This window comes from Phreatobacter sp. (assembly GCF_016793595.1).
GTDB lineage: Bacteria > Pseudomonadota > Alphaproteobacteria > Rhizobiales > Phreatobacteraceae > Phreatobacter.
The window spans coordinates 119669-139710 of record NZ_JAEULY010000019.1; the positions used below are offsets into that span (position 1 = coordinate 119669).

Consider the following 20042-nt stretch of genomic DNA (forward strand, 5'->3'; position numbering starts at 1 on the left):
GTCAGGCCAGTCGGCGGTCGCCGGCCGCCGGGAGGAAGTCGGAGACGAACACGTCTTCCGGCTTCGGCTTGTTCTTGTAGGTGAAGGTCAGGCCGATCTGGTCGATCGACTTGGCGAGGCGCACGGGATCGACGCCACCGAGGCCGTTGGCCTTCACCCAGGGGGTCGCGACGTAGTTGTCGATGCACATCTTGAGGCGCTCGGCCTCGGTCTCCTGCCGCGCGACGTCGTTGCGGGCGAGCACCAGTTTCACGGCCGTCGCCTGGTCGGCGATGCAGTCGCGGATGCCCTTGATGACCGCGCGGTTGAAGGCGGCGACCTGGTCGCGCTTGTCCTTCACAAAGCCCGGGCTCGGCATCAGCACGTTGCCGTAGAGTTCGACGCCATAGTCGTACATGTGCAGCACGACGATGTCGGCGTCCGGCACGCCACGCGACTTCAGGTTGATGTAGGACGAATGAGCGAAGCCGAAAATGGCGTCCACCTCGCCGGAGGCCAGCATGGGTTCGCGGACCGGGAAGCCGACATTCTCGAACTTCATGCCGGAATCGTTGAGGTTGTTGACCGCCTTGAAGATCGGCCACTGGGCATAGGCGCCGTCCGGGGCGGGCGCGCCGAACTTCTTGCCCTCGAGGCTCTTCACGTCGGTCGAGATGCCGCGCGACTTGCGGCCGATGATCGCGAAGGGCGGGCGGTCATAGACCATCATGACGCCCTTGAGATCGACGGTCGGGTTCTCGTCGCGGAACCGGATCATCGAGTTGAAGTCGCCGAAACCCATGTCGTAGGTGCCGGAGGCGACGCGGGTCACGCCCTCGCGCGAGCCCGAGGAGGCGTCGATCGTGACGTTGAGGCCCTCGGCGCGGAAATGGCCCTTTTCCAGCGCCATCAGGAACAGGCCCGCCGGCCCCTCGAACCGCCAGTCGAGGGTGAAGCGCACGTTGTTCGTGGCCTGGGCATGGACCGCCGGGGCGGCAAGCGGCAGCAGCGAAGCCGCGCCGGCAAGCGTCAGGGCGTCGCGGCGGGAGGGGCGGAAACGGAACTCGGTCATGGATGGGCCCTTGGAAGTCGGTTTGTGCCTCGACCTACCCTAGGGGCATGGCCGGACGGTGACCGTTCCGAGACCGGAACCGGCACCGTTATGATTATCGAGGCAGCAAAGACCATGCCGTTACGGACGGCAACCCATTTTTCAGGCAGATGCGGGGGATTGCCCAAGAATTCGGCGGTACGCTGTGCTTTGAGGCAAGGGTCCGTCAGTCGCGGCCGCGGATCGAGGCGGTTGTCGCGGGTGCGCCGAGTTCGAGCCGTGTCGGTTCGATCTGCGCGAGGCCGATGGGCGTGCGGATGGAGATGCGGGCCGGGACAAGAGCGCGCGTCCCGGCGACCGGCACCAGCCAGATCTGCATGTCGCGGTTCGCCTCCATCGGCGCGGTGACCGAGGGCCGGTGACCGGCGATGGCGCGGTAACGCGCGTTGCAGACGACCGCCGGGCCGTCATAGCCGGCGGCCTTCACGGTCTCCGTGCGGGCGAAGGAGAAGGACAGGTCGTAGCGCTGGCGGCCGTCGAAGACCGGAAAGGTCTTGGCGCAGGCCTCCGCCGTCACGGTCGGGCCGGCGCCGCCGACGAAGAAGAAACCCGCCGAGAGCGGATCGAGCACGCCCTGCCGGTGCGCCGAGGTCAGCGGCACCTCGTCGCCGGCCGCCGGCCGTTCCGGCTCGGCCGAATGCGAGCGCACCGAGCCGCCGGCCATGGCCATGCGGATCGCATCGTTCTGCTGGCTGGTATTGAGGGTGAGCTGGTAGTTCGCCGGCACGGCGCGAGCGCCGGCGATCCGCCCCGACGCGGTAGCCGAGCCACGCCCCGACGCGACCAGCCGCGACACGCCCGACAGGCGCAGCGACACGGAGGCCTGATAGCTCTCGCCCGACACCCGCCCCTCGAAGCCGGCAATGCCCACCTGCAGGCCGCCGATCAGGATCTCGTAGCGGCCGGAGACACGCTCCTGCGCGATCGCCGGCGAGGCGAGGACAGTGGTCGCGGCGAGAATGGACAGGAGGACCGATCGGGACACGGGACGCAAACTCCAAAACCAGCGCGAAGACCAGAGCGGCAGGCGCCGCACGGCGATCACGGGGCCGGCGGACAGCCGCATGAAAGCGCAAAACTGGTTAATGGGTTGGAAACGCTCCCCATGGGATTCAATAGACCGGGGAGCCCGAGGACTGCGCCGCGGAGCGGCCGCCGGGCCCGGAAAGGACGGCGGCGGGGGTGTCGGCCGCAGGCGCATGGTTCGGGGAGAGGCTGGCGGGGCTGAGACTTGCCGCCGCCGCGCGCTATCGCGCCCTCTGGTCGCGTCCGATCAGCCTCGCCGTGATCCAGATGCGCGTCGGCCGGACGCCGTCGCCTGGCATCCTTCTCGTGCCGCAGGATCTGAGAACCGCCGATCCCGTGCGCGCCGACGAGATCATGGCCGGCGTCAATGTCTTCGCCGGACGGATCGTCACCGCGGCCGATCCCTTCGCGGCCGAGGCGCCGACCCCCGAATGGGCCGAGGCGCTGGCAAGCTTCGGCTGGCTGCGCCATCTGCGCGCGGCGGGCACACCGGAGGCGGCAGAGGCCGGCCGCCGTCTCGTCCTCGCCTATCTCGACCGCGGCGACATCGGCCGACCCGCCGATGAGGCGCCCGCCATCGCCGCCGAGCGCATCCGGGCCTGGCTCGCCGCCTCCGGTTTGCTGCTGGCGGGCGGCGACGGCCTGTTCTACCGGCGATTTTCGCGCGCGCTGTGGCGGCAGGTCCGCCTGCTCCAAGCCCGCTATCGCGCCGTTCCGCCCGGCGCCGAACGGCTCTCGGTGCTGACGGCGCTGGTCGGGGCCAGCCTCTGCCTCGACGGCGAGACGAAGCTGCTGGCCTGGGCCTCGAAGCGCCTCGGCCTGGAGCTCGGCCGGCAGATTCTCGCCGATGGCGGCCATGTCAGCCGCGATCCCGGCGTCCTCGTGCCGCTGGTGCTCGACCTTCTGCCGCTGCGCCAGCTGTTCTCGGCGCGCAACGAGACGCCGCCGGCGGCGATCCTCACCGCCGTCGACCGGCTGATGCCGATGATCCGCTTCTTCCAGCTCGGCGACGGGTCGCTGGCGCGGTTCAACGGCATGGGACCGACGGTGATCGATCAGGTCGCCACCGCGCTCGCCTATGACGACAGCCGCGGCGTCGCCTCGCCCTCGGCGACCCATAGCGGCTACGAACGGCTCGCGGCCGGCGAGACGGTGGTGATCATCGATGCCGGCGCGCCGCCGCCGCCGGCCCATGCATCGGCGGCCCATGCCGGCTGCCTCGCGCTGGAGCTGTCCTCCGCGCGGCAGCTGATCGTGATGAATTGCGGCGCCCCCGCCATTCACCGCGCGGCCTGGCGGGACGAGGCGCGCAAGAGCGCGGCTCATTCGACGCTGACCGTCGCCGACCGTTCATCCGCCACCATCCTGCGCTTCGGCGCCGCCGGCGGCGCCCTGATCGCCGGGCCGCGCAGCGTCACGGCGCGGCGCAGCGGACTGGCGCTGGCGACCGCGCATGACGGCTATGGGTCACGGCTCGGCATCGTCCATGCCCGCAACCTCCGCCTCGGCGAGAACGGCGACCGGCTGCACGGCGAGGATGTCGTCGACGGGCCGGATTGTCCCTATGTCGCGCGCTTTCATCTGCATCCGGCCGTCCAGCCGATCCCGACCGAAAGCGCCCGCTCGATCCTGCTGCGCCTGCCGAACGGCGAGGCCTGGCAGTTCTCGGCAAGCGTGCCGGTCACGATCGAGGAAAGCGTCGCCCTCGCCATGCCCGAGGGGCCGCGCCGCAGCCTGCAACTCGCCGTGACGGTCGCCTCGTCGGCCGAGACGCCCCGGCTGGTCTGGCAGTTCCAGCGTTTCGCCCGCATCACCCGCTCGGCTGAGGAGACGGCGCCGGAACCGGAGCTGCCGCTTTGACAGGAATATTGTCCTTGACAGCGTGACGCTGGTCCGGTAGATTTCAGGCACGTTCGGCAGTTGCGCCTTGACGACCGCCGGCGAGCATCCCGCCAGACAATCCCGTGATGATCGCGCCGCCGGCAGTTCCGGTGGCCGATGCGCCATGCTAAGGCGCGCGGACATTTCCACACCCAGAGCATCCGTCGCCCGGTGCGCGGATGCCGTGCCGGAGCCTGCCGCCTTGTCCAGCCAGCCGAACCGCCCGATCGCCCGCGCGCTCCTGTCCGTCTCGGACAAGGCCGGCATCGTCGACTTCGCCCGCGATCTGGCGGGCCTCGGCGTCGCGCTGGTCTCGACCGGCGGCACGTTCAAGACCCTTAGGGATGCCGGCCTCGCCGTGACCGAGGTCGCGGAACTCACCGGGTTCCCGGAGATGATGGACGGCCGGGTGAAGACGCTGCACCCGAAAGTGCATGGCGGCCTGCTCGCCATCCGCGGCAATGCCGAGCACGAGGGCGCCGCGAAAGAGCACGGCATCCTGCCGATCGACCTGCTGGTGGTGAACCTCTATCCCTTCGAGGCAACCATCGCCCGTGGCGCGGGCTGGGACGACACGATCGAGAACATCGACATCGGCGGCCCCGCCATGATCCGCGCGGCCTCCAAGAACCACGACGCCGTGACCGTGGTGGTCGACAATGCCGATTATGCCGCCGTCATCGATGCCATGAAGGCGAATGGCGGCGCGACCCCGCTCGATCTCCGCCGCCGCCTCGCCGCCAAGGCCTATTCGCGCACGGCGGTCTATGACGCGGCCATCTCCAACTGGCTGTTCGACGAACTCGGCGAGACCTCGACCGCCTATCGCGCCTTCGGCGGCACGCTGGCGCAGGGACTGCGCTACGGCGAGAACCCGCACCAGTGGGCGGCGTTCTACAAAACGCCCCACCGCGCGACACCACGCCCGGGCGTCGCGACCGCCAGCCAGCTGCAGGGCAAGGAGCTCTCCTACAACAATCTCAACGACACCGACGCGGCCTATGAGCTGGTCGGCGAATTCGACCCGGCGCGCACGGCCGCCGTCGCGATCATCAAACACGCCAATCCCTGTGGCGTCGCCGAAGGCGACACTCTGCTGGGGGCCTACGAGAAGGCGCTGGCCTGCGACCCCGTCTCGGCCTTCGGCGGCATCGTGGCGCTGAACCGCACGCTCGATGCCGAGGCCGCCCGGAAGATCGTCGAGATCTTCACCGAAGTGATCATCGCGCCCGACGCGACCGAGGAGGCCCGCGCCATCGTCGCGGCCAAGAAGAACCTGCGCCTGCTGGTCGCCGGCGGGCTGCCCGATCCGCGCGCGGCGGGCATCATGGTCAAGACCGTGGCCGGCGGCCTGCTGGTGCAGTCGCGCGATAATGCGATCGTCGACGCCATGGACCTGAAGGTGGTGACCAGGCGCGCGCCGAGCGAGCGTGAACTGATCGACCTGAAATTCGCCTTCCGCGTCGCCAAGCACGTCAAGTCCAACACCATCGTCTATGCGAAGGACAGCGCGACGGTGGGCATCGGCGCCGGCCAGATGAGCCGGGTCGATTCCGCCCGCATCGCCGCCCGCAAGGCCGAGGACGCGGCTCAGGCCGGCGGCTGGGCGACGCCGCTGACCAGGGGCTCGGTGGTCGCCTCCGACGCCTTCTTCCCCTTCGCGGACGGACTTCTCGCCGCCGTCGACGCGGGCGCCACCGCCGTCATCCAGCCGGGGGGCTCGATGCGCGACAAGGAAGTGATCGATGCAGCCGACGCGGCTGGCCTCGCCATGGTGTTCACGGGAACGCGCCACTTCCGGCACTGAGGCCCACGCACTACATTGGCGGCGGCGACGACGGAGACCTGACCTTCATGCTGCTCGCAACCACGCCGACCATCGAGGGCGGCCGCATCATCCGCTACAACGGCATCGTGACCGGCGAGGTGATCCTCGGCGCCAACGTGTTCCGCGACTTCTTCGCCTCGATCCGCGACATTGTCGGCGGCCGGGCCGGCTCCTACGAGAACGTGCTCCGGGACGGCCGCACCACGGCCTTCCAGGAGATGATGCAGGAGGCGCAGCGGCTCGGCGCCAATGCCATTGTCGGCATCGACATCGACTACGAGACCATCGGCAAGTCGATGCTCATGGTCTCGGTGTCGGGAACGGCCGTGACGGTCGAGATGATGATGCAGCAGGCGCCGTCGCCCCAGCCCGGCTATGGCGGCTCCGTGCCGCCGTGGGGCCAGAGGTAAGGTTCAGGCCGCCGGCCGGTCCGTTTTCACCGTCATCAGGATCGCCGCGCCGATCGCGAACATCACGACCAGCACGCCGAGGCCGGCCCGCTGGTCGTTGAAGGCGAGTGTCATGACGCTGGCGAGGAACGGCCCGACAAAGGCCGTCACCTTGCCGGACAGCGCGAACAGGCCGAAGAACTGGCCGATGCGCTCGCGCGGGGCGAGCCGGCAGAGCAACGCGCGCGAGGCGGCCTGCAAGGGGCCGGCCGCCGCCCCGATCAGTCCGCCGAGGACCAGATAGACCTTCTCCGGAACGGTGGCGAAGAAGCCGTCGCCGGGCACCGGCGGCGTGGTCGGGAAGACGAAGAAGATGTGGTCGCGGCCGATCATCAGGATGGTGATGACCGCAAAGGACAGGAAGCCGATCGACCCCAGGATGACCTTCTTCGAGCCGATGGCGTCGTCCAGCCGGCCGCCGAGCAGCGCGCCGGCCGTGCCGGTGATGGTCAGGAGGATACCGAACAAGCCGATCTCGATGGTGGACCAGCCGAACACGCCGGCCGCATAGATGCCGCCGAGCGCGAACAGCGCGATCAGCCCATCCTGATAGATCATGTTGGCGATCAGGAAGGTCATCACCCGCTTGTACTGGCGCACCTCCAGGATGGTCGTCCTGAGGCTTGAGACGCCGGAGCGCATCGCATCCTTCATGCCCATCCTCGCCGGCACGTCGGGCGTGAACAGGAACAGCGGGATGACGAAGACGAGGAACCACAGCGCGGTCAGCGGGCCGGCCGCGCGGTCGCCCTCGCGGGCGAGGGGGTCGAGGCCGAACAGCGGGTTGAGCCCGATCAGCGTCTTGCCCGTCTCCGGGCTGCCGACGAGGAAGCCGAGCATCAGGATCAGCGAGGTCATGCCGCCGACATAGCCGATGGCCCAGCCGAGGCCCGAGAGCCGGCCGATCCGCTCCGCCGGCACGAGGTTCGGCATCATCGAATTGTTGAAGACGGTGGCGAATTCCGCGCCGATGGTCGCCAGCACGAAGCCGATCAGCACGATGGCGATCGTCTCCGGCACGCCCGGCCGGCCGAGCCACAGCATGGCCGAGCCGAGGATCAGCACCAGGCCGAAGGCGGCGATCCACGGCTTGCGTCGGCCGGACGCGTCCGCGATGGCGCCGAGCAGCGGCGACAGGATGGCGATGGCGAAACCGGCCGCGCTGGTGGCGAAGCCCCACATGGCCTGCCCTTCCACCGGATTGCGCGCGATGGCGCTGGCGAAGAACGGCGCATAGACGAAGGTGTTGATGATGGTGAAATAGGGCTGTGCGGCCCAGTCGAACAGCACCCAGCCGACGATGGCGGAGCGTTTGGCCGGCCTCATCGCGGCGCCTTCAGGGGGAGACGCGGTGGGTATCATGGTGCCAAGCTAGGCGCCCTTCGCCGATCGGTTGAAGCGGTATCCGCCGCCGTGGTTACCGGATACTGCATGTGAAATGTTGCGGACGCACGCCACAAAGCCTTCATTCCGGCCAGCGCGTCAGCAGCTCTGGACCATCGGACGGGGTACGGCCGACATTCAGGACATAGGCGAGAAGCGTGTAGATTCCGATCATGGCGGGGATCTCGACCGCGCCCCGCTCGCCATAGCGGGCGACGATCCGTCCGTAGGTGGCGTCGGACCAGCGGCGCGTCGCGATCAGTTCGGCGACCGAATCGTGGATCAGCGCCTCATCGTCGGTCATCCCCTCCGGGCGGCGGCCGTCGGCGACCGCGGCGAGGATGGCGGGCGCGACGCCGGCCTTCTCGGCCTCGCGGACATGGACCGACCACTCGAACTGCTGTGAGAAGGACCGCGCGACCTGGCAGATCGCCAGTTCCTTGAGATTCTCCGGCAGGCAGGAGCCGTAGCGCAGCCGCCGCCCGAGCGCCTCGACGTCCAGCATGACCTCCGGCGAGCGCAGCAGCGGCGCATAGGGCCCGAACGGCTCCACGCCGCGCCGCGCGCGGAAAACGGCTGCCGCCGCCTCCTGGTCCGGGCTGTAGGCCGAGGGCGGGATCGGCGGCATGCGGTCGGGGGCGGGCATGGCGGCTTTCAGGCTGGACTTTACGGCAAAGTGACCGACTCAATCGGCGCGGTCAGGTCATCATGGCGCGTGACAGGCGATTGCCAAGGGGCGCTGACGCAACGGGGCCATCCGCTTTCCGGCCTGATCGTATCGGTCAGCAATGTGGTGGGAATGACGATGAACGAACTGATGCGCCGATGGCCGTCGGCGGCGGCGGCTACCTTCGCCGCCTTTACCCTTGTCGCCGTCCCGGCCGCTGCCCAGCAGCCAGCTCCGCCGGCGGCATGGCCGATCATCTCGGATGCCGCGCGCATCCACCCCGCGCTTGCGCCGAGGGGCATGGTGGCGAGCCAGGAGGCGACCGCCACCCGCGTCGGCGTCGATATCCTGCGGCGCGGCGGCAATGCGGTGGATGCGGCGGTCGCGGTCGGCTTCGCCCAGGCGGTGACGCTGCCGCGCGCCGGCAATATCGGTGGCGGCGGCTTCATGCTGGTCCACCTCGCCGAGCGCAACGAAACGGTCGCCATCGACTATCGCGAAACGGCGCCCGCCGCTGCCACGCCGACCATGTTCCTCGGGCCCAATGGCGAGCCGGACCCACGCCTGTCGCGCGATTCAGGACTTGCGGCCGGCGTGCCGGGCACTGTCGCCGGCCTCGCCGAGGCGCACCGGCGCTATGGGTCGGGCCGTTTCTCGCTGGCGGAACTGATCCAGCCGGCCATCGCCCTCGCCCGCGACGGCATCGCGGTGGAGGAAGACCTCGCGGATTCCCTGCCGCGCGCCGCTGCCAGGCTCGGCCGCTTCCCCGCGTCGCGCCGGATCTTCCTGAAGGCCGACGGCACGGCTCCCGCACGCGGCGACCGGCTGGTGCAGGCGGACCTTGCCCGCTCGCTCGAAGCGATCGCCCAGCGCGGCCCGGCCGGCTTCTACGAGGGCGCGACCGCCGAGCGCATCGTCGCGGCGTTGGCGGCCCATGGCGGCATCATGACGGTGCAGGATTTCCGCGCCTACCGGCCGGTGATCCGCGATGTCGTGCGCGGCACCTACAAGGGCTATGCCATCGCCTCGATGCCGCCGCCCTCCTCCGGAGGCGTCCATCTCGTCCAGCTTCTCAACCTGCTCGAACCGCTCGACCTCGGCGCGAAGGGCCATAACAGCGCCGAGACCATCCACCTGATGGCGGAAGCGATGAAACTCGCCTATGCCGACCGCGCGCAATATCTCGGCGACCCCGACAGCGTCGCCGTGCCGGTGCGCGGCCTCACCTCGAAAGCCTATGCCGACCGCCTGCGGCCGCAGATCGATGCGGCGCGCGCCCGGCCCTCGGCCGACATCCGTCCCGGCGACCCCGCGCCTCACGAGGGCGAGCAGACCACCCATTTCTCGGTGGTCGATCAGTGGGGCAATGCGGTGGCCAACACCTACACGCTCAACTTCTCCTACGGCCTCGGCCTCGTCGCCGAGGGCACGGGCATCCTCCTGAACAACGAGATGGACGATTTCGCCGCCAAGGCCGGGGCGACCAACGCCTTCGGGCTGGTGCAGGGCGCCGCCAACCTGCCGGGACCGGGCCGCCGGCCGCTGTCGTCCATGACGCCGACCATCCTGTTCCGCGACGGCCGGGTGGCGATAGTGACGGGATCGCCGGGCGGCAGCCGCATCATCACCATCACGCTGCAGACCATCCTCAACGTCGTCGACCACCGCATGAACGCCGCCGAGGCGGTCATCGCCCCGCGCATCCATCACCAGTGGCTGCCCGACGCCATCGACGCCGAGAACGGCATCTCGCCGGACACGCTGCGGCTGCTGGCCGAGCGCGGCCACCGCATCACCCCGCGTCCTGCCTTCGGCAATGTCAACGCCATCATGGCGGTGCCGGGCGGCTGGGCCGGGGCGTCCGATACCCGTCAGCGCGGCACGCTGGCCGAAGGGCACTGACGACTGACAGCCTGCTGCCAAATGCTGTCAGCAAGCGTCATCGCGATCGTTGACGCCGGCCATCCATGTTCGCACAATGTTCTCATGAACAAAGAGCGAATCGGAAATCGGCGGATCATCCACGCCTTCGATGCCGGCAGCCCTTCGGCGCTTGCGGTTTCCGGCCTTGTCTCACGCTTTCACGCCTGGCGCGGGGCCTCGGGCCGCCGCTATCTCGCGACCGTCCACGGCGCCGGCGAGGCGCCGGCCTATGAGGGCGCAGTCATCGTGCTGGCCCGGCGCGAGCCGGACGGCACGCGTCTGGCGGTGTGGGCGGGTCGCGCACCGCGCACGCCACGGGCGCTGGCGCGCCTCGCGCAGATGAAGCGGGCCGAGGAGGTCCACGTTCATCTGATCGCCGAGCGGGACGAGGAGCGCGCCGCCGTCGAGGCAGACCTCGTCACGGTAGCGGCGGCCCCGCTCGTGCCGGAGGCGGCGGGTTTCCTCGCCGCCCCCTGATCACGATCAGCGCTGCATCGGCATCCGCGGACCGTCCGCCGGCGCCTCCTGGTCGGCGGAGCCATGGCCGTTCGCCTCGCGCTTCTTGACGGCGCGGCGCGACAGCATGTTCAGCGTCTCCACCAGGGCCGAGAAGGCCATGGCCGCGTAGATGTAGCCCTTCGGAACCTTGGCGCCGAAGCCCTCGGCGATCAGCGTCGTGCCGATCATCAGAAGGAAGCCCAGCGCCAGCATGACGATGGTCGGATTGCCGGCGATGAAGTTCGCCAGCGGATTGGCCGCGACAAGCATGACGATGACGGTGACGATCACCGCGATCACCATGATGGCGATCTCGTCGGTCATGCCGACGGCGGTGATGATCGAATCCACCGAGAAGACGATATCCAGCAGGATGATCTGACCGATCGCCGAGGCGAAATTGGTCACGACCGCACGGCCGGCCGAAGGCTCGTCATGCGAACCCGCGCGCGGATCGACGTTGTGGTGGATCTCCTTGGTCGCCTTCCAGAGCAGGAACAGGCCACCGGCGATCAGGATGATGTCGCGCCAGGAGAAACCCTTGCCGAGGATCGAGATGACCGGCTGGGTCAGCGTCACGATGATCGCCACCGTGCCGAGCAGGGCGAGGCGCATGATCAGCGCCAGCGAGATGCCGATCTTGCGCGCCTTCTCCCGCTGGCCGGCGGGCAGCTTGTTGGTGAGGATGGAAATGAAGATCAGGTTGTCGATGCCGAGCACCACTTCCATGGCGATCAGCGTTGCGAGGGCCGCCCAGGCGGTCGGATCCGCTGCGAGCCTCAAAAGATCTTCCACGTACCATCTCCGTTGCTATTGACGAGGGGCCGCTCTGAAGCGGAACGCCTGCAATGACGAAAGACGAAATGGTGTCGCACCCGGTCCCAAAGGCCCCGGGAAGGGCTCGGCGCGTTGTTTTGTCGCGCCTGCCCAAACGTCAGGACGGCCGTGTCAGGGCTTGAGGATGACCTTGCCCTTGGCGCGCCGACTGGTCAATTCGTTCAGCGCCTCGGCGATCTTCTCGAGGGGATAGGTGCCGTGGACATGTAGCGAGAGCTTGCCCTCGGCAGTCCATTTGGCGACCTGCATGAGGTTCTCGCGGTTCTTCTGCGGCTCGCGCTGGGCGAAGGCGCCCCAGAACACGCCGCGGATGTCGCAGCCCTTGAGCAAAGTGAGGTTGAGCGGGATCTTCGGGATCTCGCCGCCAGCGAAGCCGATGACCAGGAACCGCCCTTCCCAGGCGATGGCGCGCAGCGCCGGCTCGGCGAGCTTGTCGCCGACCGGATCGTAGATCACGTCCGGCCCCTTGCCGCCGGTGAGCGCCCGCAGGCGCTCCTTCAGATCCTCGGTCGCGTAATTGATCGTCTCGTCGGCGCCATGCTCGCGGCAGAAGGCGAGCTTCTCGTCCGAGGAAGCGCAGGCGATCACCTTCGCGCCCATGGCCTTGCCGAGCTCGATCGCCGCGAGGCCGACGCCGCCGGCAGCCCCCAGCACGGCCAGCGTCTCGCCGGGTTTCAGCTGCGCGCGATCCTTCAGCGCATGGATGGTGGTGCCATAGGTGATGATCATGCCGGCGGCCTGATCGTCCGACAGGGCGTCGGGGATCGGCGCCAGCATCGCCGCCTTGGCGACGATATGTGTGCGCGCCGCGCCATGGGAGGAGTTGCCGACCACCCGGTCGCCGACTTTCAGCCCGGCGACGCCCTCGCCGACGGCCACGACCCGGCCGGCGAATTCGGAGCCAGGCGAGAACGGCAGTTCCGGCTTCACCTGATACATGTTCTTGATGATCAGGTTGTCGAAGAAGTTGAGCCCGACCGACGCGACGCCGACCACGACCTCGCCGGAACCCGGCGCCGGATCGGGGAGTTCCTCGACCACAAGGCTTTCGGGCGGCCCATAGGCCTTGCAGAGAACGGCTTTCATCGGGGGATCCTCCAGTCGGGCGGCACGACACCAGCCGGAACGGGCAAGGTCAACCTCCGCCGAAGGGCGAGGCCGGGCGCGATCCGTTCCGGGGCGCGGCCCGCAGCTTTAACGCATCCGAAACAGCCATGGCAGACCGCCTCCGCAACGACTTCTGATCGCCTTATTCGGTGGTATGCTCATGACAATGACGTCCGTGCGCATGGAGGCCGCCCTGAGCGGCATGACGCATAATCAGGCTGCCCCGGCTGCCCGCCCCCGGCGGGTATGGCGTATTCTGCGCCCGGGATTCCTGCTCCCCGCGCTCCTCGCATCGCTTGTCCTCGGCCTGTTCGGCGGCTTCCTGTCCTTCGCCGACGAGGTGACCCGCCCCTACGACCCGTCCTCGCCGCGCACCGAGGCCATCGTCGCCATGACCGGCGGCTCCTACCGCGTGTCGGATGCGGTCGGGCTGCTCGGCTCCGGCCATGGCCGCCGGCTGCTCGTCAGCGGCGTCAATCCGATGGTGCGCGAACGCGAATTCGCCCGCGCCGTACCGGCCGCCCTGCCCTTTCTCGGCTGCTGCATCGATCTCGACCATCGGGCGCTGAACACGCGCGGCAATGCCATCGAGACCGCCAAATGGGCGCGCCTCCACGCCTTCCGCTCGCTGCTGGTGGTGACGTCGAGCTATCACATGCCGCGCACCATGCTGGAATTGCAGCACCTGCTGCCGGACGTGCAGCTCGTCGCCTATCCCGTGCAGACGGACGCCCTCAACCCCACCGGATGGTGGAAAGATCGCGCCAGCGTGAAGATTCTCGGCTTTGAATATGCCAAATATCTGCTGGCCGCCGTGGGTGTGAGGCTGGACGCTCCGATCGACGAGCGTCCCCGACCGATGCCGATGAGAACGGCCCGAAACTGACCGCCGCAGGGCGGGAGGAGCCCGCCCGATGCTTGCCCTGCGCTCCTTCGCGTTCAACATCTTCTTCTATCTCTGGACCCTCGTCCTGATGATCTTCATCATGCCGATGGTGCTTTTGCCCGGCTCCGGCCCGATCCTGTGGATCGGCCTCGTCTGGGGCCGCGGCAACCTCTGGGCACTGCGCGTCATCTGCGGCACGCATGTCGAGTGGCGCGGCATGGAGAAGATTCCGGACGGGGCCATCCTCGTCGCCGCCAAGCACCAGTCGGCCTGGGAGACCTTCGCTTTCTTCATCCCCTTCCGCAGGCCGGCCTATGTCTACAAGCGCCAGCTCGCCTATGTGCCGCTGTTCGGCTGGCTGATCTGGAAGGCGAAGCAGATTCCGGTGGACCGCGGCGGCAAGGGCGAGGCGCTGGCATCGATCACGCGCGGCGCGCTGAAGGCGGTCGGGATCGGCCGCCAGGTGATGATCTTCCCCGAAGGCACGCGCCGGGCGGTCGATGCCCCGCCGGACTACAAATACGGCGTGACGCACCTCTATTCGCGGCTCGACGTGCCCTGCCAGCCGGTGGCGCTCAATGCCGGCCTGTTCTGGAGCCGCAAATCCTTCACCCGCCGGCCCGGGACGGTGCTGGTCGAGTTCCTCGACCCGATTCCGCCGGGCCTGCCGCCGGAGGAATTCGCAGCCAGATTGCAGCACGACATCGAGACGGCCACAAAGCGCCTGATCGCGGAATCGCGCGGACGGGGTGAGGGCGGCTGAGCCTCACCCCTGCGGATGGAAGAAGTTGTAGACCGCCTGCGCCGTGCCGGCATTGATGCCGGGCGCGCGCTGGAGGTCCTCGAGGCTGGCCCGCTCGATCGCTTTCAGCGTGCCGAAATGGTTGAGCAGGGCGCGCTTGCGCGTCGGGCCGATGCCGCCGATCTCGGCAAGGCCGGCCGACCGCAAATCCTTCTTTCGGCGGCCGCGATGGGTGCCGATGGCGAAGCGGTGGGCTTCGTCCCGCAGCCGCTGGACGAAATAGAGCACGGGATCGCGCGGTTCGAGCCGGAACGGCACGCGGCCGGTCATGTGAAAGGTCTCGCGCCCGGCCTCGCGATCGCGGCCCTTGGCGATGCCGACCAGCGGCACGTCCGATATGCCGAGCCGTTCGAGGATCGCCTCGGCCGCCGAGAGCTGACCCGGCCCGCCGTCGATGATCACGAGGTCCGGCCAAGACGTATCGGCCACGTCCTCTTCCGGAGCGGCGACCTCGGCCTCCGGCTCGCTTCCCGCCTCCGGCTTCGGCGCATCCTTCAGAAGCCGCCTGAACCGGCGCTCCAGCACCTCGCGCATCATGCCGAAATCGTCGCCCGGCGCGATGTCCGACTTGATGTTGAAGGTGCGGTAGTCCTTGCGGCGGAAGCCTTCCGGCCCCGCCACGATCATGCCGCCGACGGCATTGGTGCCCATGATGTGGGAATTGTCATAGACCTCGACACGCCGCGGCGGCTTGTCGAGGCCGAGCGCGCTCGCCAGCCCCTCCAGAAGCTTCATCTGCGACGCGCTCTCGGCGAGCTGGCGACCGAGCGCTTCCCTCGCGTTCTGCGCGGCGTGATCGACGAGATCCTTCTTCTCGCCGCGCTTCGGCGCCTGCACCTCGACGCGCCGGCCGGCCTTGGTCGACAGCGCCTCGGCGAGCAGAGCCTGATCCTCGACCTCGTGGGACAGCAGCACCAGGGCCGGCGGCGGCTTGTCGTCGTAGAACTGCGCGACGAAGGAGGACAGCACCTCGGCCGCTTCCAGCGAACGGTCGGCCTTCGGATAATAGGCGCGGTTGCCCCAGTTCTGGCCGGTGCGGAAGAAGAACACCTGGATGCAGGTTTGTCCGCCATCTTGCACGGCGGCGAAAACGTCGGCCTCCTCGACGCCGCGAGGATTGATGCCCTGCGTCGACTGCACCGCCGACAATGCGGCGAGGCGGTCGCGATAGACGGCCGCCCGCTCGAACTCCATGGTCTCGGCGGCCTCCTCCATCTGCCTCGCAAGCAACTGCTTCACCGCCTGGCTTCGGCCGGAGAGAAACAGTTTGGCCTCCTTCACCAGCACATCGTAGTCGGCCGGCGCGATCTCGGCGGTGCAGGGACCGGCGCAGCGCTTGATCTGGAACAGGAGGCAGGGCCGGGTGCGGCTCTCGAACACGGCGTCCGAGCAGGAGCGCACGAGGAAGGCGCGTTCCAGCGCGTTGATCGTGCGTCCCACCGCCTGCGCCGAGGCGAAGGGACCGAAATAGTCGCCCTTCGGCACGCGCGCGCCGCGATGCTTGGCGATGCGCGGGGCCGGATGGTCACCCGTGATGAGGATATAGGGGAAGGACTTGTCGTCCCGCATCAGCACGTTGAAGCGGGGCCGCAACTGCTTGATCAGATTGGCTTCGAGCAGCAGCGCCTCTGTCTCGGTCTTGGTCGAGACGAACTCCATGGCGGTGGTCGCGGCGACCATCCGGGCGATGCGGCTGACCAGCCCCGTCGGGCGGGCATATGAGATCACCCGTTTGGCGATCGACTTCGCCTTGCCGACATAGAGCACCTCGCCCTTCACATCGATCATGCGGTAGACGCCGGGCCCCTTGGGCGCGTGCTTCACCGCCGCCTTGATCACCTCCATGCCGGCGGCGACCGTACCCTCGGCCGGGGCGGTTTCGTCCTCGACGGCCAGATCGAGGACGAGCGCCTCCGTCTCCTCCGCCTCGGGGGCTTCGGGATCGGTCAGGTCGGGTTCGATATTGGTCTGGCCGGGGCGACTCATCAGGAGCGATATATAGGCGATGCGGGCGTCCGATGCGTGGCATCAGGGCGCGGGCGCTTCATTCCCTGATGCCCCAGACATCCGGCGTCTGCCAGATCAGCCGCTGGCCGCCATCGACGGGCAGGGTGACGCCGGTCACGGCGCTCGCGCGGGCCAGATAGAGCACGGCCTCCGCCACCGCCTGCGGCGGACTGCCGGCACCGGTGAGGGTTGCCGCCTGCTGCCGGGCGAAATCCTCGGGGTGCTGGCGAATATTGGCGGCGGCCGGGCCCGGCGCGACGGCATTGACGCGAATGCGGGGGGCGAGCGCCTGCGCCATGGTCTCGGTCGCGGTCACCAGGGCGGCCTTGGTCAGGCCGTAGGAATAGAATTGCGGCGTCGGCTTGAACACGCGCTGGTCGGCGACATTGACGATGACCGAGCCGTCCGGCGCCTGAGCCGCGAAATCCTGCGCGAGGAAGGACGGCGTCTGGAGGTTGACGCGGAACTGGCGGTTCCACACCTCGCGGGTGAGCGAGCCGACATGGTCCTCGACGAACTCGCTGGCATTGTTCACGAGCAGCGTCAGCGGGCCGAAGGCTTCGGCCGCCGCCGCGATCAGGCCGTCGACCTCGGCGGGTTCGGCGAGATCGGCCCGCGCCACCGAAGCCCTGCCGCCGCGCGCCGCGATGGCCGCGGCAAGCGCCGCCGCCTCGGCTGTCGAGCGATTCGCATGGATGACCACGGCATAGCCGGCGGCCGCCAGCGCCTCGACGATGGCTGCGCCGATCCGCCGGGCCCCGCCTGTCACCAGCGCTATGCCGCCTTGCCCCATGATCCGATCCTCTGCGCTTCGCCTGACTTCCGCAAATAAAGCAGGCGTTGCCATTCGGCCACGGCTGCTAGCAGTGGCCCGAACCTTGGCCTGTCAGTAATGAACCGGCCCAGCACTGGCGCCTGCGGCGATGCCGCCGCGACACCCCTGACGTAGCAGGGAATTGCCGGGCCGCTTCTCTTGCTGCGCCTGCGAAACGACCTCCGTTCGCCACGATTGCGCCACAAGCCGGAAGAAGAGTTGGCCGTATTATCTCAATATCAATAGTTATTATATGTATATCTTACGATTGTAACGCTTTATTTCCAAATATGACTTGGCATTTCGTGCCTCATTTCAGCCAAGAACGGCAGACTATGAGTCACCTGTTCGCGAATGAACGCTAGCAGGCTCTCCGACGGGTAACCGACTATTAACGACGGAACCAAAGAAGCCGCGAAAATTGAACTGAATGCGGTTATAGATAGTTCACCGCACAGAATACGGGACGGCGCGAGGAGGCGAACTCCGGCGACGTTCGTGGGACAGGAGTTGGTTATGAAGAAGATCCTCTGGGCCGTGGCCGCTGCCGCTACCCTCGCCACCCCGGCTTTCGCGGCCGACCTGCCGCGCCGCCAGCCGATCGCCGACACCGTTTACGTTCCGGTGGCCCCCGCGGGCGTCTGGACCGGCTTCTACGTCGGTGCCCATCTCGGCGGCGCTTTCGGCTCGAACTTCCGCAACGACGTCGGCTACCGCCTCGGCGGCTCCTCGGGCTTCCTCGCGGGCGTCCAGGCCGGTTACGACTACCAGATCAACCGCGTCGTGCTCGGTATCGCCGGTGACCTGACCTATTCGACGGTCTCGCGCCGCTATATCGACCTGACCCCGTCGGACATCCGCGCCAAGCAGGACTGGAGCGGCTCGCTCCGCGCCCGTCTCGGCTACGCGGTCCAGGACAACATGCTGCTGTACGTGACCGGTGGTCTCGCCCTCGGCAATGTCCGCCTGAACGACGCCATCCTGGCCACCTCGCAGTCGCGCACGGCCTTCGGCTGGACCGTCGGCGCCGGCGGCGAGTACAAGTTCACCCAGAACTGGTCGGGTCTGCTCGAGTATCGCTACACCGATCTCGGCCGCGGCACCTACAACGCGATCTCCTTCGCGCCGCGTGTCGGCTACACCAGCCACACGATCCGCACCGGCCTGAACTACCGCTTCTGATCGGTTCTCCCGATCGAGCCTGCGACGGCCCGGGCAGCGCCCGGGCCGTTTGCTTGTCCGGGGCAGCAGCAATCAAGGCATCGTCATCGCCCGGTTGATCCGCCGCATTGCCTCGCCTGCCCAGTCGCCCTAGAACGCCGCCATGGCGCTCCTCGACCTCGCCAATCCGACCAGGTTCCTCGCCCTCGTGCAGCGCGCGCTGCCGTGGCTTGCGCTCGCGACCGCCGTGCTGTTCGCGGCGGCGGTTCATTTCGCCTTCTTCGTCGCGCCCGACGACTACCAGCAGGGCGGCACGGTCAGGATCATGTTCATCCACGTGCCGGCGGCCTGGCTGTCCATGGCCTGTTACGCGATGATGGCGCTGGCTTCCCTCGGCACGCTGGTCTGGCGCCACCCGCTGGCCGACGTCTCGGCCAAGGCGGCAGCGCCCATCGGCGCGGCTTTCACCTTCGTCTGCCTCGCCACCGGCTCGCTCTGGGGCCGGCCGATGTGGGGCACGTGGTGGATCTGGGACGCGCGGCTGACCTCCGAGCTCGTCCTGCTCATCATGTATCTTGGCCTGATCGCGCTCTGGCGCTCGGTCGATGACCCCGGCCGGGCCGGCCGGGCGGCGGCGGTGCTGACCCTCGTCGGCACGATCAACCTGCCGATCATCAAGTTCTCGGTCGACTGGTGGAACACTCTGCACCAGCCGGCTTCGGTGATCCGCCTCGGCGGACCGACCATCCACGCCTCGATCCTGATGCCGCTCATCGTGTCGGCGCTCGCCTTCACCGCGCTGTTCGTGACGCTGCACCTCGCCGCCATGCGCAACGAGGTGCTGCGCCGCCGGGTGCGCGCGATGCGGCTGATGGAAGCGCAGCGCGAGATGCCGCCGGTCGGCATCCGGACGGCAGCGGAGGCCAGCTGATGAACGATCCGCACGCCTTCTTCATTCTCGCCTCCTATGCGATCACGGCGCTGACCTGTCTCGGCCTGATCGGCTGGGTGGTGCTCGATCATCGCCGGCAGACGGCTGTCATCGCCGACCTCGAGGCGCGCGGCGTGACCCGCCGTTCGGGACGCTCCTCATGACCGACACCACCGCGCCCAAGCCGCGTTCGCGGTCCTGGCTCGCCTTCCTGCCGCTGATCGTCTTCGGCGGCCTCGTCGCCGTCTTCGTCATCGGCCTGAGGGGCGACCCGCAGCGTCTGCCTTCGGCGCTGGTCGGCCGGCAGGCACCGCAATTCGCTCTCGCGCCGCTGGAGGGCATCGGCCGCCCCGGCTTCACCACCGCGGATCTCCGGGGTCAGGTGACGGTCGTCAACGTCTTCGCCTCCTGGTGCATTCCCTGCCACGAGGAACACCCGTTCCTGATGGAACTGGCGAAGGACAATCGCATCCGCATCGCCGGCATCAACCAGAAGGACCAGCCGGAAAACGCCCGCCGCTTTCTCGGCCGCAACGGCAATCCCTATCATCTGGTCGGCGTCGATCCCGCCGGCCGGACGGTGATCGACTGGGGCGTCTACGGCGTGCCCGAGACCTTCATCGTCGGGCGCGACGGCACGATCCTGTTCAAGCATGTCGGGCCGATCACCGAGGCGATCCTCGCGAATCTGATCCGCCCCGAAGTCGAGAAGGCGCTGATGCGCTGATCTCCCCCGAACCGGGGAGATGCAT

19 protein-coding genes are annotated in these 20042 nt (G+C 68.3%); 11 read left to right on the forward strand and 8 right to left on the reverse strand.

What is annotated here, in order from left to right:
* Position 1: 1 nt before the first annotated feature.
* Both JNK84_RS19315 and JNK84_RS19320 read right to left on the reverse strand, forming a co-directional pair.
* Positions 2–1051 carry an ABC transporter substrate-binding protein gene (locus JNK84_RS19315; protein WP_293426891.1) on the reverse strand — a complete coding sequence of 350 codons (1050 nt, stop codon included), beginning with the start codon at positions 1049–1051 and terminating at the stop codon, positions 2–4.
* Positions 1052–1256: 205 nt separating this feature from the next.
* Complete coding sequence (locus tag JNK84_RS19320; RefSeq protein ID WP_293426894.1) at positions 1257–2075, reverse strand: DUF3108 domain-containing protein; 819 nt, start codon at positions 2073–2075, stop codon at positions 1257–1259.
* Between the two features lie 197 nt (positions 2076–2272).
* On the opposite strand from JNK84_RS19320, the gene JNK84_RS19325 reads away from it, so the two are divergent.
* The 3 genes from JNK84_RS19325 (at position 2273) to JNK84_RS19335 (ending at position 6235) form a co-directional block, all read left to right on the forward strand.
* On the forward strand, positions 2273–3976 hold the full coding sequence (locus JNK84_RS19325) for a heparinase II/III family protein (RefSeq protein ID WP_293426897.1): 1704 nt from the start codon (positions 2273–2275) through the stop codon (positions 3974–3976).
* Between the two features lie 145 nt (positions 3977–4121).
* Positions 4122–5804 (forward strand): bifunctional phosphoribosylaminoimidazolecarboxamide formyltransferase/IMP cyclohydrolase, encoded by a 1683-nt coding sequence (gene purH, locus JNK84_RS19330; protein ID WP_441343275.1) that lies wholly within the window; start codon positions 4122–4124, stop codon positions 5802–5804.
* Positions 5805–5851: 47 nt separating this feature from the next.
* Complete coding sequence (locus tag JNK84_RS19335; protein WP_367272364.1) at positions 5852–6235, forward strand: heavy metal-binding domain-containing protein; 384 nt, start codon at positions 5852–5854, stop codon at positions 6233–6235.
* A 3-nt stretch (positions 6236–6238) separates the two neighbouring features.
* Here the strand turns inward: JNK84_RS19335 and JNK84_RS19340 are convergent, their stop codons facing one another.
* On the reverse strand, positions 6239–7600 hold the full coding sequence (locus JNK84_RS19340) for an MFS transporter (protein ID WP_293426903.1): 1362 nt from the start codon (positions 7598–7600) through the stop codon (positions 6239–6241).
* Positions 7601–7739: 139 nt separating this feature from the next.
* Complete coding sequence (locus JNK84_RS19345; protein WP_293426905.1) at positions 7740–8303, reverse strand: carboxymuconolactone decarboxylase family protein; 564 nt, start codon at positions 8301–8303, stop codon at positions 7740–7742.
* 159 nt (positions 8304–8462) lie between these two features.
* On the opposite strand from JNK84_RS19345, the gene ggt reads away from it, so the two are divergent.
* Both ggt and JNK84_RS19355 read left to right on the forward strand, forming a co-directional pair.
* A complete protein-coding gene (gene ggt, locus JNK84_RS19350) occupies positions 8463–10226 on the forward strand; it encodes a gamma-glutamyltransferase (protein WP_293426907.1) in 1764 nt (587 codons plus the stop codon).
* A gap of 84 nt (positions 10227–10310) precedes the next feature.
* Complete coding sequence (locus JNK84_RS19355) at positions 10311–10724, forward strand: hypothetical protein (RefSeq protein WP_293426909.1); 414 nt, start codon at positions 10311–10313, stop codon at positions 10722–10724.
* Between the two features lie 6 nt (positions 10725–10730).
* Here the strand turns inward: JNK84_RS19355 and JNK84_RS19360 are convergent, their stop codons facing one another.
* Positions 10731–11540, reverse strand: coding sequence for a TerC family protein (locus JNK84_RS19360; protein WP_293426911.1), 810 nt, complete (start codon positions 11538–11540; stop codon positions 10731–10733).
* Positions 11541–11693: 153 nt separating this feature from the next.
* Positions 11694–12668 (reverse strand): NADPH:quinone oxidoreductase family protein, encoded by a 975-nt coding sequence (locus JNK84_RS19365; protein WP_293426913.1) that lies wholly within the window; start codon positions 12666–12668, stop codon positions 11694–11696.
* Positions 12669–12849: 181 nt separating this feature from the next.
* Here JNK84_RS19365 and JNK84_RS19370 point away from each other — a divergent pair, with 181 nt between their 5' ends.
* Positions 12850–13575, forward strand: a complete 726-nt coding sequence (locus JNK84_RS19370; RefSeq protein ID WP_293426915.1) for a YdcF family protein — start codon at positions 12850–12852, stop codon at positions 13573–13575.
* Positions 13576–13603: 28 nt separating this feature from the next.
* Positions 13604–14338, forward strand: coding sequence for a lysophospholipid acyltransferase family protein (locus JNK84_RS19375; protein ID WP_293426917.1), 735 nt, complete (start codon positions 13604–13606; stop codon positions 14336–14338).
* Between the two features lie 3 nt (positions 14339–14341).
* Here the strand turns inward: JNK84_RS19375 and uvrC are convergent, their stop codons facing one another.
* Both uvrC and JNK84_RS19385 read right to left on the reverse strand, forming a co-directional pair.
* On the reverse strand, positions 14342–16363 hold the full coding sequence (gene uvrC, locus JNK84_RS19380) for an excinuclease ABC subunit UvrC (protein ID WP_293426919.1): 2022 nt from the start codon (positions 16361–16363) through the stop codon (positions 14342–14344).
* 58 nt (positions 16364–16421) lie between these two features.
* Positions 16422–17177 (reverse strand): SDR family oxidoreductase, encoded by a 756-nt coding sequence (locus JNK84_RS19385; protein ID WP_293426921.1) that lies wholly within the window; start codon positions 17175–17177, stop codon positions 16422–16424.
* 537 nt (positions 17178–17714) lie between these two features.
* On the opposite strand from JNK84_RS19385, the gene JNK84_RS19390 reads away from it, so the two are divergent.
* From JNK84_RS19390 to JNK84_RS19405, 4 genes are all read left to right on the forward strand, one after another.
* A complete protein-coding gene (locus tag JNK84_RS19390) occupies positions 17715–18380 on the forward strand; it encodes an outer membrane protein (RefSeq protein WP_293426924.1) in 666 nt (221 codons plus the stop codon).
* 142 nt (positions 18381–18522) lie between these two features.
* The gene (locus JNK84_RS19395; RefSeq protein WP_293426927.1) at positions 18523–19290 is read left to right on the forward strand and encodes a heme ABC transporter permease; all 768 of its coding nucleotides are present in this window, start codon (positions 18523–18525) and stop codon (positions 19288–19290) included.
* A complete protein-coding gene (ccmD, locus tag JNK84_RS19400; protein ID WP_293426930.1) occupies positions 19290–19454 on the forward strand; it encodes a heme exporter protein CcmD in 165 nt (54 codons plus the stop codon). The genes JNK84_RS19395 and ccmD overlap by 1 nt, the downstream gene beginning before the upstream one ends.
* Positions 19451–20017 carry a DsbE family thiol:disulfide interchange protein gene (locus tag JNK84_RS19405; protein WP_293426933.1) on the forward strand — a complete coding sequence of 189 codons (567 nt, stop codon included), beginning with the start codon at positions 19451–19453 and terminating at the stop codon, positions 20015–20017. Before ccmD ends, JNK84_RS19405 begins: the two co-directional genes overlap by 4 nt.
* The last annotated feature ends 25 nt before the right edge of the window (positions 20018–20042 follow it).